Origin of the sequence: Haladaptatus pallidirubidus (genome assembly GCF_020700235.1) — an archaeon.
In the GTDB taxonomy this organism is placed as follows: Archaea; Halobacteriota; Halobacteria; order Halobacteriales; family Haladaptataceae; genus Haladaptatus; species Haladaptatus pallidirubidus.
In genome coordinates, this window is the sequence record NZ_CP085301.1 from 1660868 (window position 1) to 1674886 (window position 14019).

Genomic DNA, 14019 nt, shown 5'->3' on the forward strand with positions numbered 1-14019 from the left:
AGATCGCTATTTTCCCATTTCGAACGGCAAAAACTGTCTTCTGAAGCCCTTCTCATGGCAGACAAGGTTTCACGCTTCCCCGAGGACGCGGTGGGGGGTGAATTCACTATCCAGGTTATAGAGTGAAAAATTGACTTTATTGGGTCTATCTTTGGAGTCACCGATAGGAATATGTACCAAAGACAACAATTCTGTCGTTAATGCGCCCAGCTCGGTTTGTGACGTATTGCCTTCTGTATAGCGGGGCTGTCTTGATAGCCCAAGTTTTGGTAGCCACTCAATTTCAATTGAACATAGAAAGTGTTCTTCGTGCTGGCGTAGGACTGACGATCTTATTTACTGGCCTCATCAGATTGCGGAAGCCAGAGAAAGAGGAACGTAAACCCACGGAATACGGGCCATTGGCCTATGGGATGGCCGGTCTCGCGCTCGTGATAACAGCGATCTTTCTTGCACAACTATTCATATCGATTTAGCGCCAGACAGTTGCCTCATCAACAGGCAGTCGACAGATGTCTAGATGAGCTCATTATAGTCCAGTAATCTTTGCTCGCTGCTTCGAACCAATAGATACCCGCCATGAACTGCGTACAGATTGATTTGGGAGTTTTGGGGGAGGGTGTACTGCCGCTCATACTGCCCACAGGAAGTCAATCGCCTAAATTGGGCAAATTCAAGAAATCGACCTCGCTGCCGCCGCATGTTCTACTTCGGTTATCAAATCAATCACGCATTTTGAAATGAGTCGAAGTCCTAGAAAACAGACGACTTTTGCCCGATTGTTCAGCAGAGCTGAACTAAGCAGCGGTTATACAGCGATGAAATACACGCAGTTGAGAAATTATTGAATACACACATCATTGGATCTCAACGAGTTCGCTACATATCGTATGTGGCAGTTACTGAGGTAGTGTCCCCCAATGCGCCACGCTCGGTGGCCAGCACACGTCTAGGTAGCCTCTTTCGGAATGTGACTACTGCTCGATAGGCATCTGAACTCATCGCAGCATCACATACACCAGACCCGAAGAGCTGGTTATCAGGATGTGCATCACTTTTTCCATGCGTGACGACAACAGAAAGCCGGTTCTCGGATTGTTTGTACGTGACGTTCTGTAACACGGCTTCATTGCATTCGATCGAACCAACGTAGAGACGACCCGTGATGATCACTTGCTTCGTTTCGCCATTGAAGCGTACGGTGGGTGGGTTCCCTGACTGTCCCGGATTTGCATCGTTCCCGAGGATTTGAAACGACGTGGCTTCGATTGCGCCATTCGCCGATGTAGGAGTCACTGCATCGCGGATACTGCCGGTGAGACACCCACTAATTATGGAGACGAGTCCCGCGGTGAGGAATGAGAGGGTCGTTCGTCGCTTCATACCTATTTAGGGGGTTATTGGAGAATAAGCTTCGTGATGAGTGAAATACCTCTTTGATACTACTCTCCCTGTTGTCGTATCGGCAGTCAGAGCACCGCTACTCGTTGTCGTGGGTGCCAAGGCATATCGGTAAGCTATCTTCTCACCTCTTAGAAACAATGAGCGACCATCCATCACCTGCAACAGTTAGCAGAATCTTCAACCCTACTCATCACACTCCTAGACCATCCAGAAACAGAATCACCAAAGAGGGGTAGAAATTAGCCAACGGTAGTCCTCTGTGTCGTATTTGCGATCGCTGCTTCATACCATGCGGGTCGCGTTACCTGCGTATCATCAATTGCAGAATAGGTTCCAGATTCTTGGATGCGCACAGTCTCACCATGTAGTCCCCGGTGGCAGTCACTTGATAGCGATGAACCATACCCCATGAATCGACAACCGCAGAAAACGTTCCATTGTCGACTGTCGCTGGTAGAAATTGATCTGTGAGTAGCGATGGCCGACTCAAGTTGGTTGAGTGCAGCCGATACAACTGCGTTGTTGATTCTAAGTTGTTGACCTTCTCAATTGATGTTATCGTAAACCCATTAAAGAAGACGTACAGTCGGTCGTTGTTCGTTAACGAACCAAAGGTGTCTGTATGGTCTCTTAGTTGCTGATACTGGTGTTGTCTGGGAGTTTTGAAGAGAGCAAGTGTTCGGTTACCATTCGACCAGGTTTCAAACTGACCCTGTTTTGCGCCAAAGAGTTGTGGAATGTGGCCAGAATAGACCTCTGTAAATCGAAACTGCGTGTTGTTGTGTGCAGCCTGAATCGTCGTATTTGAGCGGCGCACCAAAGTGCCATTTGAATACTGGAGAACCGTCTTCCCATGGTACGTGAACGACTCATCCGTCAGAATCCGATCATGGGCGTCCGTCAGTTTGCCTGGATCTGTGAGACCCGTAGCGGTCAGTCCAAGAGCGAGTGTTCCTGTGAGTTTGGTCTCGTCTGATTGAGAGGGTGTATCAAGGAGTGTGGCGTCGAAGATGAGAGCACCACCTGCAATTGCGCAGAGAACGACCACAGCGACAAGCGAGTTGCGAGCCATTAGTTTCTCTGTTAGTGGTCGGTAATATGATCCTAGTGGATTACCTGATTGTGTAGTCAACTGAACCGTGCTCTCTGAACATTCAAGGAGACACTAACTGAGCGTGCTATTTGAAGGCTGAATATTCGTGGAAAGTATTATATTTAATGTCAATGGATAGTCCATAATGGTTAACAAGAACGTTTACCACGGGGCAGTAGGCACAGCAATTGCTGGTGGCGTAATCGGCATCCTGAGTGGCAGTAGTGGTCTTGCCCCATGGGGGATTCTTGGCGGCCTGATTGCTGGGTGGTCAGCAAATACAATGGCTGATGGCCTCTATGACGGTGGCCTTGCTGGGCTTATTGGCGGGATATTGACTCTCGTTGTTATCGTTGGAGTAGGAGCGATCAATGTCGTTCTCTCGACGGGAAGTCTCAACGTTGCAGGGGCGATCGGTGCCTATGTCTCGGTCGTTGTTGGCCTCATGATTATTCCGCTGTTTGCCGTTGAAGGTCTTGTTGTTGGTTCGATCATCCCATCCCTGCGGAGAGTTCTTTCCTAAATAGAGGAGAGTAGTGTCATTCTTATTGAATAAGATGTTCTGTTTTATTTTCCATATCACCACAAAGTATTTATTAATTCGTGCTAAACGGTATCATGTGTCGAGGGCGCTTTGACATCACCGGATCTGGCGCCATCACTCCTGATCCACCTCCCTCGATCCACCCCCCATTCCTCCGGAGCTCTTCTAGGCTACAATCACCGCTCGATAGGGTTAGGAGCTTCTCAATGCTATCATCTTCGATTGCACTCAGTCGAAAAACGTCCAAGCTGTTGCACTGACTCAAGCACTTGCCCTTCCGTCCGTTGCCGGTCGATATGCCGACTCCTGCTGCCATCCAATCCGTCAGCCTCAATCGGCGTTCGCGTGATCGAGTTCGTCAGTCGGTTGTAAGTGAGAATCGCTGTTGCATCCTCAGTTACGCCAATCAGCAGCCGTCTAGCTCCATCATTTTCAAGCAGTTGCGTCGCAAGTCGGTCAGTGTCGATCCCGTCGTCCCGTGTCTCCTCCAAGACGATCGCAAGCTCGCTATGGAGCGCATCGAAGAGGGCCGTCTCACGGAGCATACTAGACGCTTCGCGAGAACACACCGTAAAGAATTGCCAGCCAGACTGAGAGTGAATACACACCGTTAGTATAACCTACTAACCTACGTTAGCGTCTGTACCGTTCGAAAAACAAACGAATGAAAGACTGAGGGAGGGCCGGAGCGTCGATCAACGCCGCCCTGTAGATCTCATGGCCGCAAGGATAGATCGTGACCGCCGAGGGGCCGCGAATCGTACCTACCATCACCGTTTGCCCGCACGCCGGGCAGCGCTTCGGACTCATTCAGTAACCTCCTCAACTCGCAGCGACCCGTCGCAGTCGCCACAACTGTACTTCTCAGGGTGTTTCACAACCTTCGAGCGCCGATAACGCGCGAGTCGCCCGTCACAGTCTTCGCAAATCACCCACCAGTTCGGCGATGTGAACCGCTCGCAGTGCTGGGTTGTGTCGAGAGTATCGGTCCAACGGGTGAACGTTCGCCCGTGGTCCGCTTCCCCGAACTCGTGGTACTGCCATGCGTGAATCAATTCATGGCACACGGTCGAACTGAATTGTTCCCAACCGTGTTGCTCGAATGCATCCCATGCGAGCGAGATCGTTATTCGTCGCCCCTGCCGACCGCTGTCGTCGCTGGGACACCTCCCACGCAATTGCATCAATCGGCAGGTCAGAGAAATGCGCAGCGGCGACGTCCGCCGCGTGTGCTTGTGCTCGGTCGAGCAGGTTCCGTTCAGTCGTCGGTGTGTCGTCCGCGCATTCGGTCGAACTAGCCGCGCACTCGGTCAGCGTTCGCTGGGCGACCATATCCAATAGTTTCGATTGTTGCGCCATAAAATTAGATAACGTGACAGATGATTAGTTTGGCAGTTCCTTACGATGTGCGCGGACGCACGGCCAGCACGGGAAGCCATTCAGGCCATCACAATCGCACTCTTCAGGTTCAGCGTCGTCTTCGTCTGTCTTGTCGTCGTCCGATGGGAACGCCGTGAGCGTTCCGTCATCCGTCGCAGTTTCGACGGCAGCCATGTGCTTACAGAACGCGCTCCGGTGGACGTGGTGCGGGCAGGTGCACGCCATCACGTTGTCGGTCACGTCGTCCAGCGTCACTACGTATTGGTGGTCAGCGGGGTTCTCGTGGCTCTCATTGGTCACTTCGATGAGTCCGGGGGCATTGACGTCGAAGGAAAATTGGTCGGCCTGTGCGCGTTTCTGGGCCGTCTCGTCAGCTTCAAGCGCTGCAGTTGGGTTTGCATGCGATGCGTTCGTCAACCCAGCATTCAATAGGATCGGATTTGAGAGCGAGTGTGGACGAACCTTGGATGCCTGAGACCCGCCTCCAAGAGGTGCTTGCTCGTTAGCTAGACACTGTTTTTGATTGTGGAAAAACAGTTCGAAAGGGTTACTCTATGGGTTCGTTAGCTTCGCCTCGATCTTGATACGGTGGTACCCAGATATCTTGTTCGATCATGGAGTCGATACGCGCCTGCGTGACTTCTTCGGCATACTTGTCATGGCGAGGTGGTTGTGCATCGAGATAACGGTTCTTTGGGTAGAGTTCCCGATCGTAAATGACCTGGCATAGCTCAGTGCGAAGGTCTTTCAACCAATTTGTCAGCGGCGATCGAGTACGGTGTTCACGCAATCCTTCGATATCGATGGGAGCTCCGACATATGAGGATCCGGCACCATAGTCGTGTTCAGCAAGTACGTCACCTCGATGGTTAACAACCATCGACCCACCACCGAAGGTGTCAACGGGCGTCTCTTCATCCGGTGTGAGATAGTAGGTACCCAAATTTGGTGCAACAAGGTAGGCAGTGTTATCGAGTGCCCGGGCTCGATTTTGAATACGCCATCCGTCATTAGCAACGAGAGGTTCAGGACAAGAAATCCGACAAATAACCTCTGCCCCATTCATCGCGAGGCCGCGAACATATTCCGGATAGGCCCCTTCGATAGCCAATGAGATGCCAAGACGTCCGATATCCGTGTCTGCAACTGGGAAAAAAGCGTCTAAATCTCTGCCGTATTCTGCGACCCACGCATCCCAGACGTCGTGCGGGCTGACCGATCGTTCAACGGGGAGGAGTGGCGTCACCTTCCGGTGTTTTAGGATGATGTCACCGTCTGGATTGATAATAAATGCAGTATTAAAGAACTTGTTTGGAAACTTCGGTTCAGCTTTCTCCTTCGCTGAGGCGACAATATAGGTCTCGAATTCTGTAGCATATTCACCAAGTGTGTTGGTCTCGTCACCAGGAATGTCTATCGCGATCTCGTCTGCGTACGTCGCGTGATCCATGTCCATGACTTCATCAGTGAATCCCTGAAGCGCCCCCTCGGGAATGACGGCAAGCTTCACTGGCAATTCGAGACTACTCAGCCACGTCGCCGCTTTGAGATTGTCGTGGATGTGGTCAAGATTCTTCTGTATATCGCTACGTTCTGTCGCACCCCAGACGGTTGGAGAGAGACCAACCGCAGTGTATTGTTCGATCTTCGCCATCGGTACTCGATTGTATTATTTGTGGATAGGACATAATTATGTGTGGTGCTGTCATTGACCGGGGTTGACAAGCAGAGACAATATTATCAGTGACCAACGACATTAATCAATCTCGTGGGCAAATAGATTTCTCGTAAGTTGACTGGGGCTAATAGATCGATTGATGTGAGTGATATTCACCGACAGTTTGGAACACTTGTCTTCCAATATTGACTCTAGCAGAACGGCTGACATTGGGGAGAGTCATCTCCAAAATAACAATGGAATATCACAATGAGAGGGAGGCGAGTTTGTTCATCAACGGAAGCCAGCGGATATCCTCGACGTCATGGAACCTCTCGGACCCTACATGACGAGCGAGATCGCGGACGAACTTGGGTGGTCACGACGGTCGGCCTATAACGTTCTCACTCGACTGCATGAGAACGACGAAATTCGAAAGAAGAAGCCGGAGGAGCGGCGGGTGATCTGGATTCGGACGGAGTAGCGGTCAGCTGCTAGAGAACTGAGTTCTGTGTAGCGACAAAAACCAGGTTGATACTACAGTGAAGCGGTGAACCGTTACAAATCGCGCGCTTGGACGGTTTTGCGATCGTTTTCCTCGGCTCGGCGAGAGGCGTCCTCGAGGACTGCTGCGACTTCCTCGTCAAGTGCATCGTAGAAGTCACTCGCCACATTCTGGTCTTCGAGCTGTTCTTTCACTGCCGCTTTGACAATCAAATTGCCCATACAAGCGCCCAGACGGGATAATACTACAAAAGACCAGTGGTGAAATGGTTGAAAAAGGACCAGTAATTCGGTTCACTGATGACAATATTCTTCGAGTAATTCGTGAGACCGAGTTTCCGGCGGTGACTGCTCGGTGGGTCGCAGATACGGTTGGGATGGAGCGACGGCCAGTGCATCAGCGGTTTGAGGAGTTGCATGAAAGGGGTGAGTTGGAGCGTGGAAAATTGAGTCCGCGGGTGGTTATCTGGTAAATTCCAGAAGAGTAGTGAGTATATTACTCCCACCATCATCATAATCGCTCTCAGGACCACCGATAATTAGATCTAACGCTCGGGTGATACCACCGACCGCGATCGTCTCCGGATAGCGTCCGTCATAGTCGAATTCATTGCCCTGTTGCAACCCTCAATAGACGATACGAATCGCGTGCCGAATACAGAGAAGGGATTCTGCTCTGTATCTCAAGCGCACCTTGCAATCGAGTGAAGACGGCATTACCCAGGACCCTCGACGTTCACGATCCAGGGTTCGCCACCGCAGAGCCAGATGATCCCCGTGTGGGCGGTATCAGTCGGATTCGTATCGCGGTGGATCAGCTCCGGCGGGACATGGAAACACTCGCCGATTTCGATCCGTGCACTGTTCTCGCCCGCTGGACCATACTCGGTCTCGCTCGGTCCGTCAACAGCATAGCCAAAATAGACATTCTCTCCATGGTGATGCCAACCAGCGGCGGCCCCTCCGGCTGCTTGGACACGCATCATGAGGACCGCAGCTTCAGGAAACGGTGTCTCTCGAATCAGGTTTGGACTCTCGACCGTTGACACGAGGTCGTCGGGACCGACAATGGCCGGCTCGGAGTCTATATCAGTAGTCGGCGGTGCAGCGACCTGCGTAATGTCAGAATCGCCAGTAACGACTGCCAGGATCTCCAGTTGATCAACCCCGCCGATGTACCTGTGAACGGTTGTGGGAGGCACGTGGAGGAAGTCGCCTGTCTCAATGGCTGTCGATTGACCTTCGCTATGTGCAATCCGTCCTTGGCCAGTGCGAACCCATCCATAGATGGCTCCTTCCCGGACGTGCCACGGCGTATTCTCGTCGATCCGAAGCAGCACGAACCGATAGTCAGCAACGTGAAACAGCGTCTGCTCAATGAGGCCAGCCATCGGTTCGGTCCGATCTCTATCCGTCGGATCGACAACTCGAATGTCACCGCTCATATCGTATCGGTGGAGTCGTAGCCGGATTACTTCTTTGTCGGGTGGCAAATTCAGGAAGTGTTCGCTGGCGACGCTCGTTGCGTGCCGTTGTGCTCGGTCGAGGAGGACTGTCGGTGTCTCAGGTGTATCATCGGTCACAGCGTTCGCGCTTTCCGTCAACGTTCGCTGGTCGGTGATCTCCGAGATCGTCAATTGGCGTACCACGGATAAAAAAGACTGAAGCGGTGGTTAGTTCGGCAGTTCCTTTCGTCCCATTTGCACACACGGCCAGCATGGGAAATCACCGAGGCCCTCACAGTCGCAGTCTTCGGGTTTGACATCGTCGTCATCCTCCAAAGGGAAGGCGTCGAGCGTCCCGTCATCAGCCGCGTGCTCGACGGCGGCCATGCGCTTGCAGAAGGCGTTGCGGTGGACGTGGTGCGGACACGTGCAGGCCATCAGTTTCTCGGTTACGTCGTCGATGGAGACGGTGTACTGGTGCTCAGCGGGGTTCTCGTGGCTCTCGGTGGTGACTTCGACCTGTCCGAGAGCCTCGACGCGGAACCGGAACTGTTCCCACTGTGCGCGTTTCTGTGCCGTCTCGTCAGCTTCACGGGCAGTGGATTGTTTTGTACTCATGGTCTTTCAATCTATTCAGGAAGACCAGTGCTGGTTCTGTTCGGACAGACATGCTCGTCCAAACGCGTTATCATCGACTGTTGATTGAAATAGTAGCTACTTCTGATTGATACGATTTATTGCGGTTCGCCTCCCTGCAAAACGATCTGCGGCTTAATTCGGGCTTCCCAGTACCACCCAGGTGGACACAATCTATACTCCAGTGGCGGTCATACTGTTGGGTATGGACGCAATGGTTATCGCAGACTTCGGTGGTACCGACGTATTCGAACACCGCGATGTCGAGAAGCCATCTCCTGGACCGACCGAAGTCTTGGTTCGGGTGCATGCGTCGTCAGTCAATCCTGTCGACTACAAGATTCGCCAAGCTGGATCATGGGCTGGTATCTCCCCACCAACAGTCATCGGGTACGATGTCTCCGGTGTTGTCGAAGCTGTGGGCGAAGCTGTCATGGACTTCGAACCTGGTGACGAAGTGTTCTACACACCAGAGATTTTCGGCAAGCAGGGGAGTTACGCCGAATACCACGTTGCCGATGAATCAATTGTCGCTCAGAAGCCTACAAATCTTTCCCACACCGAAGCAGCGGCGCTCCCGCTCGCTGGTGGAACGGCATGGGAGGCAATCATCACGCGGGGCAATGTGGCAGCTGGTGAGACGGCACTGATCCACGGTACCGGCGGTGTCGGTGCCCACGCCGTACAAATTGCGCACGCTGCCGGAGCACAGGTCATCGCAACAGCGAGCCCTGAAATGGTTGAACAGACCGAAAATATCGGTGCGACTCGCGCAATCGACTACAAATCAGAGGAATTTGCTGACGTAATCGAGTCAGAGTTCGATGAGCCGGTTGATCTCGTCTTCGACACTGTCGGGGGTGACACGCTGGTTGAAAGTACGGGCATTACGAAGCCGCATGGTCGACTGGTTACCATTCTCGAACCGGAGGGTGAATGGGGGAATGCGTACCAGAAGAACCTCACAATTGAGATGCTATTCCTCGAACGTAGCCGACGGCCACTCGAAGGATTACGACAGCTCGCTGAACGTGGTCAGCTCGAACCGGTTATCGATTCGGTTCTCCCCTTGGAGGAGGTGGCGAAGGCACACGAGATGATCGAAGGAAGCGGACTCACTGGCAAGGTTGTATTGGATATCGCCGGTGACTGAAATCGTCTTCTGATGAGAAGGCGTCGAGTGTTCCGTCGTCGGTTGCGTTTTCGACGGCGGCCATGTGCTTGCAGAAAGCATTGCGGTGAACGTGATGCGGACACGTGCAGGCCTCGGTTCCTCAGTCACGTCGTTGATGGGGACGGTGTACTGGTGGTCTGCGGGATTCTCATGGCTCTCGGTGGTGACTTCAACCATTCCGGGGGCCATCGACGTCGAAGGAAAATTGGTCGGCCTGTGCGCGTTTCTGTGCCGTCTCGTCAGCTCCCCTCTATGCTAATCGGGGTCGTCGGAATTTCATCTCGATACAATTCGAGACATTTACAGAGGGCACTGGCCAATTTCATATCTTCTATCAGAGAATAGTTTTAAGTTCCTGTTTCTAACGATAATATCTATGGAGTTCATTGACAGGCGTGAATTCTTAACACGTACTGGTGCAGTAGTTGCAATTGGTGCCGTCGCATCTCAACAGGGAATCGCCGAAAGTGCGGAAACACCCACAGAACAGGCCGTTGGCACTCTTGGCCCAGCAGGAAGTTACTCCCATCGTGCAGCTCTACAAGTTAATAATCAGGTCAAATTCTACGAGACCATGTTTGCCGCTGCAGATGCGGTAAGGTCGGGCGAAGTGCAAGCAGCTATTCTTCCGATTGAGAACTCAATCCAGGGTGCAGTTATCGATACACTGGATATTCTCGAAGATCGTGATCTGTATATTACCGCAGAGGTGAACGTTGAAATCCGGCATGCGTTGATGGCCCAATCACCCGATTTCACGAAAGTGGCAAGTCACCCGCAAGCACTTGCACAAAGTAGTGACTATCTTTCCAGAGAGTATCCGAATGCCGAGTTCCATGAAGTCGATAGCACCTCCGCAAGCGTTGAGTTGGCTACGAGGGACAGGTCAGTTGCTGCGGTAGCCCATCCTGATCTCGCGGAGAACAATGGTTTAGAGCTGCTTGCAACAGATATTCAAAACGTATCGAATAACGTAACTCGATTTGTCCGCCTCGAGACTGAACCTGCGACTGAGGGGACAAAATCAACGCTGCTTCTGTATCCTGGTCGAGAGGCTCCTGCCTTGTCCAGCGATGTTTTGGACATCTTGGGAGATGCGGATATCGACTTTACGCGCTTCGAGGCACGTCCTTCGATGAAAGCACTCGGAGACTATGTCTTTCATGCAGATTTTGAAGGTGATGACCCAGAAACTGTGATAGATACCATAGAACCGGCGTTTGACTGGGTGCAGTATCTTGGTACCTATGATTTGATTATGGATTGTCGTTGAGCCTCTATCGGCTACCAGCATGTTGCTCAGGTTGGTTTTGACAATAAACTGTAAGCTACGATGATAGACGAGAGAACGCAATACTAGTGGTCAATTTACAGAGGAAACAACTGACGACGATATTCTGACAGTGATGTGCGAGTCAGAGTTTCCGGCGGTGACCGCTCGGTGGGTGGCGGATACGCTTGAGATTGAGCGGCCCTCCGCGCATCGACGGCTGGAGGTGCTGCATGAGGATGGTGTGGTGGAGCGTGGGAAGTTGAGTCCGCGGGTGGTTATCTGGTGGGTTTCAGAGGAATAGACACTGTACTCGAATAGGAACCCAATCCGTCTACAATTCAACAGAAGTTCGGTGCGTTCGCACGGTCACACCGTTGGTGGAAGCAATTCCGTGAACTCGTCATCAAGTGTGTCGTCCATAACTTGGAGCAAGCTCTCATCATTTCACACAAGGAGGGAAATTGGTTGTAAGTCTGAGAAGAATGTGCTACTGAATACAGAGAATGGATTGATCAACCGGGCGACCCGGTCGGTATCGAGCCGAGTAGTTACAATCCCACCGTCACGTTCGCTGCCCAGTCCGGTTTCTCAACGTCAGTGCTCCCCACGTCGGACAGGGTGTATGTCTTCGTAATCCTCCGGGTGTGGTAGTCGGCCCAGACGAATTCGTATTCATAGTGGCGGATGACGCCGTCTTCGTCGAGCAGGAGTGTCGCTGAGAACTCCTCGTACCACGAACTCGCGTTCTCGCCTCCCGCCCACGAATCGGACAGCGCGTCGACGCCGGTGGCCTCGTAACGCATCACCGGAACGCCCTGGAACGTCTCGACGCCTTCGCGCTCGTAGGTGGCATCAATCGCAGCAAACGCGTGCTGGCTTCCGCTGTTGTTGTTGAACCATCCGCGCCAGAGATACCGCTCGCCCGACTCGTTGAACACCGGGGCGCGGGTAGGATTCACTACCGACTCGTTCTCCGTCCGGGACAGGGCGTACTCCGTACTTCCGTTCGAGTAGATGGAACGGTTCCCCGAAAAGTAGCCAGTGGTGTGTCCGAGGTACTGTGAGGCGCCGGACTCGACAAGAAAACGGCCCGTCTCGTTCATGTATTTGAAGTTCTTCTCTGAAGGGTGGAGAACGCGGTCCTTCCGGGTTTTCTCGGTTGAGAGCGTGAAACTCGTGTTCGCCAGCGCGGTCGCATGGGTGTCAAACACCGACTGGTCGATGGCCGACGCGTTCGGGAACTCGTCGGGGGACGCGTCGGGCGACGGCCCGTTCCCGCCCGTGCCTGAAAGTCCAGTACATCCCGCGAAGACCAGGAGGGCGACGACGGCGATCGCTGAGAGCGAAGACATACGCATGGGTGACTATTCAAATAATTCATATTTAACGCTGATGGGTAACGCCATCTCTCGGATACAGGGCGAATGCCACCCTAACCCAGTATTGTGACTCTCAAGAGAATCAGTCCCAAACCGATTGCAAGATACGCGCTATGTATTCATCATGGCTTGTGGAACATATCACCGATTGAGAGATTCAAGGAGGCCGAATTCGTCTATAACCTTCTGGGTCTCGAATACGAGGACAACATCCACGTCGCTCTCTCGTGTGACTTCCTTCGTCGGGTTCACAAAACTTCCTGTGAGCTACGCACTGCAAAGACGATCCTCGTTGACTTCGAGTGCATCTCGGATCTGTGGACGTTGGGTTGGTTTTGTTATCGCCCATTGCAGTGGAGTATCGGAGATTGGTTACTGTGATACAGGCACCAAGGCGCGATGCCGGAACCAGACATCGATTCCCTCACCACTGGTTTCGATGCAATAGCTGTAAGAATCCAGTTCACGCCCAGTCTCGTCTCCGAGATTGTCCTGCAGGACGTCCGTGATGGTGCCTTCTTTCCCATGGTGTTCACTGTCGGGATCAGTCTCGGACACGTAGACCTGTACGTTGTCGCCTGGTTGGTAGGGGTCGCTCGCTGGTTGAGGCACGTCCTCCATCGTTACTCGGTATTCTGTATGGTGAGTTTTTATTGGTATCGGACATCCGTGTGATTCGATGGCTAATAGTGATTCGCAGAAGTTTTCATACCCTCTATCGCAGCAGTTTCTCGACTGGTTGAAAATGCGTTGACCGATACAAAGCGTGTATTCAGCAGGTATTCTTGGTGTGGTACGCGTTCAAATTTCGGTAGACGTTCTGGGCGTACCTCTTTCCCAGTTATGCACTGGAGGTCAAGACTGGGATGTTTCGTCCCCGGAGCCAATACTCGCCTCCGGCGAGCAGGCCATACGCGATGAGATAAATCGGTGCCCAGAAGAGTACTAAAGCAAAGGCAGGCGCATCGCCCCCTTCACTTCCAATAATGGGAAGATGAATGGCGACGTGCCAAAGCAGCAGAATGAGCGCCATGAGTATGGATGGGCCACGAATGTCGTAGCGCATCCAGAGCAGGATAGGGATACCAATCGTGCCGAACGCGAAGAGTGTAGCCAACCCGAATGATGACCAGAATGACTCCGTGATTTGGATGTCGGGCGATTGAGCACTATACGCGAAGACGATACCGGCGTAGACGATGCTGGCAAGGCCACCACTCAGGATGACTCGTTTCCAGTCTCCAAGCGATGACTGCCACTTGTGGAGGGACGGCATACACTAACAAACGTATGATAGGGAGATAAGTCTAGACTCTTTATCGAACGATCGGACTGCGACATTCCTACCCCTGTTTCCTGACTGATACGCGCTGTGTATCTCGCACGACCTTTCTAAGAGACACTGGTGAGTAAAGAAAACCAGTGCTGGATTCTTTCGCTAATCCCTATAACCATTCATTGGCCTATACTGACAATGTTCACCACGTAGATTCCAATACAAGCCGGTAGCGAAGGGATCCAAAAGAGATT

General features: G+C 52.4%; 17 protein-coding genes. 5 read left to right on the plus strand and 12 right to left on the minus strand.

What is annotated here, in order from left to right:
* Positions 1 to 879: 879 nt before the first annotated feature.
* Both LIX15_RS09130 and LIX15_RS09135 read right to left on the minus strand, forming a co-directional pair.
* A complete protein-coding gene (locus tag LIX15_RS09130; RefSeq protein WP_227773427.1) occupies positions 880 to 1383 on the minus strand; it encodes a hypothetical protein in 504 nt (167 codons plus the stop codon).
* Positions 1384 to 1705: 322 nt separating this feature from the next.
* Complete coding sequence (locus LIX15_RS09135; protein WP_227773428.1) at positions 1706 to 2476, minus strand: hypothetical protein; 771 nt, start codon at positions 2474 to 2476, stop codon at positions 1706 to 1708.
* A gap of 166 nt (positions 2477 to 2642) precedes the next feature.
* Here LIX15_RS09135 and LIX15_RS09140 point away from each other — a divergent pair, with 166 nt between their 5' ends.
* Positions 2643 to 3020: a hypothetical protein gene (locus tag LIX15_RS09140; protein WP_227773429.1), complete on the plus strand. Its 378-nt coding sequence runs from the start codon at positions 2643 to 2645 to the stop codon at positions 3018 to 3020.
* 233 nt (positions 3021 to 3253) lie between these two features.
* Here the strand turns inward: LIX15_RS09140 and LIX15_RS09145 are convergent, their stop codons facing one another.
* From LIX15_RS09145 to LIX15_RS09160, 4 genes are all read right to left on the minus strand, one after another.
* Complete coding sequence (locus LIX15_RS09145; RefSeq protein ID WP_227773430.1) at positions 3254 to 3586, minus strand: hypothetical protein; 333 nt, start codon at positions 3584 to 3586, stop codon at positions 3254 to 3256.
* Positions 3587 to 3847: 261 nt separating this feature from the next.
* Positions 3848 to 4225 (minus strand): SprT-like domain-containing protein, encoded by a 378-nt coding sequence (locus LIX15_RS09150; RefSeq protein WP_265338368.1) that lies wholly within the window; start codon positions 4223 to 4225, stop codon positions 3848 to 3850.
* A 199-nt stretch (positions 4226 to 4424) separates the two neighbouring features.
* Positions 4425 to 4838, minus strand: coding sequence for an SWIM zinc finger family protein (locus LIX15_RS09155; protein WP_227773431.1), 414 nt, complete (start codon positions 4836 to 4838; stop codon positions 4425 to 4427).
* Positions 4839 to 4968: 130 nt separating this feature from the next.
* The gene (locus LIX15_RS09160; protein WP_227773432.1) at positions 4969 to 6075 is read right to left on the minus strand and encodes a nitrilase-related carbon-nitrogen hydrolase; all 1107 of its coding nucleotides are present in this window, start codon (positions 6073 to 6075) and stop codon (positions 4969 to 4971) included.
* A 328-nt stretch (positions 6076 to 6403) separates the two neighbouring features.
* Here LIX15_RS09160 and LIX15_RS09165 point away from each other — a divergent pair, with 328 nt between their 5' ends.
* Positions 6404 to 6562 (plus strand): hypothetical protein, encoded by a 159-nt coding sequence (locus LIX15_RS09165; protein WP_227773433.1) that lies wholly within the window; start codon positions 6404 to 6406, stop codon positions 6560 to 6562.
* A 74-nt stretch (positions 6563 to 6636) separates the two neighbouring features.
* Here the strand turns inward: LIX15_RS09165 and LIX15_RS09170 are convergent, their stop codons facing one another.
* The 3 genes from LIX15_RS09170 to LIX15_RS09180 form a co-directional block, all read right to left on the minus strand.
* Entirely contained in the window at positions 6637 to 6804 is a 168-nt protein-coding gene (locus LIX15_RS09170; protein ID WP_227773434.1) for a DUF1931 domain-containing protein, read from the minus strand.
* A gap of 494 nt (positions 6805 to 7298) precedes the next feature.
* On the minus strand, positions 7299 to 8219 hold the full coding sequence (locus tag LIX15_RS09175) for a cupin domain-containing protein (protein ID WP_227773435.1): 921 nt from the start codon (positions 8217 to 8219) through the stop codon (positions 7299 to 7301).
* A 36-nt stretch (positions 8220 to 8255) separates the two neighbouring features.
* The gene (locus LIX15_RS09180; protein WP_227773436.1) at positions 8256 to 8645 is read right to left on the minus strand and encodes an SWIM zinc finger family protein; all 390 of its coding nucleotides are present in this window, start codon (positions 8643 to 8645) and stop codon (positions 8256 to 8258) included.
* A 223-nt stretch (positions 8646 to 8868) separates the two neighbouring features.
* On the opposite strand from LIX15_RS09180, the gene LIX15_RS09185 reads away from it, so the two are divergent.
* The 3 genes from LIX15_RS09185 (at position 8869) to LIX15_RS09195 (ending at position 11110) form a co-directional block, all read left to right on the plus strand.
* Complete coding sequence (locus LIX15_RS09185; RefSeq protein WP_227773437.1) at positions 8869 to 9816, plus strand: zinc-binding dehydrogenase; 948 nt, start codon at positions 8869 to 8871, stop codon at positions 9814 to 9816.
* 64 nt (positions 9817 to 9880) lie between these two features.
* On the plus strand, positions 9881 to 10096 hold the full coding sequence (locus tag LIX15_RS09190; RefSeq protein ID WP_227773438.1) for a hypothetical protein: 216 nt from the start codon (positions 9881 to 9883) through the stop codon (positions 10094 to 10096).
* Between the two features lie 117 nt (positions 10097 to 10213).
* The gene (locus tag LIX15_RS09195; protein ID WP_227773439.1) at positions 10214 to 11110 is read left to right on the plus strand and encodes a prephenate dehydratase; all 897 of its coding nucleotides are present in this window, start codon (positions 10214 to 10216) and stop codon (positions 11108 to 11110) included.
* 548 nt (positions 11111 to 11658) lie between these two features.
* Here the strand turns inward: LIX15_RS09195 and LIX15_RS09200 are convergent.
* From LIX15_RS09200 to LIX15_RS09210, 3 genes are all read right to left on the minus strand, one after another.
* A complete protein-coding gene (locus LIX15_RS09200; protein WP_227773440.1) occupies positions 11659 to 12462 on the minus strand; it encodes a DUF7537 family lipoprotein in 804 nt (267 codons plus the stop codon).
* 399 nt (positions 12463 to 12861) lie between these two features.
* A complete protein-coding gene (locus LIX15_RS09205; protein ID WP_227773441.1) occupies positions 12862 to 13110 on the minus strand; it encodes a DUF8139 family protein in 249 nt (82 codons plus the stop codon).
* A gap of 220 nt (positions 13111 to 13330) precedes the next feature.
* The gene (locus LIX15_RS09210; RefSeq protein ID WP_227773442.1) at positions 13331 to 13765 is read right to left on the minus strand and encodes a hypothetical protein; all 435 of its coding nucleotides are present in this window, start codon (positions 13763 to 13765) and stop codon (positions 13331 to 13333) included.
* Positions 13766 to 14019 lie beyond the last annotated feature (254 nt).

What these genes read in the sequence shown, in the direction of transcription:
- LIX15_RS09185 (WP_227773437.1), top strand. Translation starts at nt 8,869, where the DNA reads ATGGACGCAATGGTTATCGCAGACTTCGGTGGTACCGACGTATTCGAA.
- LIX15_RS09205 (WP_227773441.1), bottom strand. Translation starts at nt 13,110, where the DNA reads ATGGAGGACGTGCCTCAACCAGCGAGCGACCCCTACCAACCAGGCGAC.
- LIX15_RS09130 (WP_227773427.1), bottom strand. Translation starts at nt 1,383, where the DNA reads ATGAAGCGACGAACGACCCTCTCATTCCTCACCGCGGGACTCGTCTCC.
- LIX15_RS09170 (WP_227773434.1), bottom strand. Translation starts at nt 6,804, where the DNA reads ATGGGCAATTTGATTGTCAAAGCGGCAGTGAAAGAACAGCTCGAAGAC.
- LIX15_RS09135 (WP_227773428.1), bottom strand. Translation starts at nt 2,476, where the DNA reads ATGGCTCGCAACTCGCTTGTCGCTGTGGTCGTTCTCTGCGCAATTGCA.
- LIX15_RS09195 (WP_227773439.1), top strand. Translation starts at nt 10,214, where the DNA reads ATGGAGTTCATTGACAGGCGTGAATTCTTAACACGTACTGGTGCAGTA.
- LIX15_RS09200 (WP_227773440.1), bottom strand. Translation starts at nt 12,462, where the DNA reads ATGTCTTCGCTCTCAGCGATCGCCGTCGTCGCCCTCCTGGTCTTCGCG.
- LIX15_RS09160 (WP_227773432.1), bottom strand. Translation starts at nt 6,075, where the DNA reads ATGGCGAAGATCGAACAATACACTGCGGTTGGTCTCTCTCCAACCGTC.
- LIX15_RS09210 (WP_227773442.1), bottom strand. Translation starts at nt 13,765, where the DNA reads ATGCCGTCCCTCCACAAGTGGCAGTCATCGCTTGGAGACTGGAAACGA.
- LIX15_RS09150 (WP_265338368.1), bottom strand. Translation starts at nt 4,225, where the DNA reads ATGCAATTGCGTGGGAGGTGTCCCAGCGACGACAGCGGTCGGCAGGGG.
- LIX15_RS09140 (WP_227773429.1), top strand. Translation starts at nt 2,643, where the DNA reads ATGGTTAACAAGAACGTTTACCACGGGGCAGTAGGCACAGCAATTGCT.
- LIX15_RS09165 (WP_227773433.1), top strand. Translation starts at nt 6,404, where the DNA reads ATGGAACCTCTCGGACCCTACATGACGAGCGAGATCGCGGACGAACTT.
- LIX15_RS09145 (WP_227773430.1), bottom strand. Translation starts at nt 3,586, where the DNA reads ATGCTCCGTGAGACGGCCCTCTTCGATGCGCTCCATAGCGAGCTTGCG.
- LIX15_RS09180 (WP_227773436.1), bottom strand. Translation starts at nt 8,645, where the DNA reads ATGAGTACAAAACAATCCACTGCCCGTGAAGCTGACGAGACGGCACAG.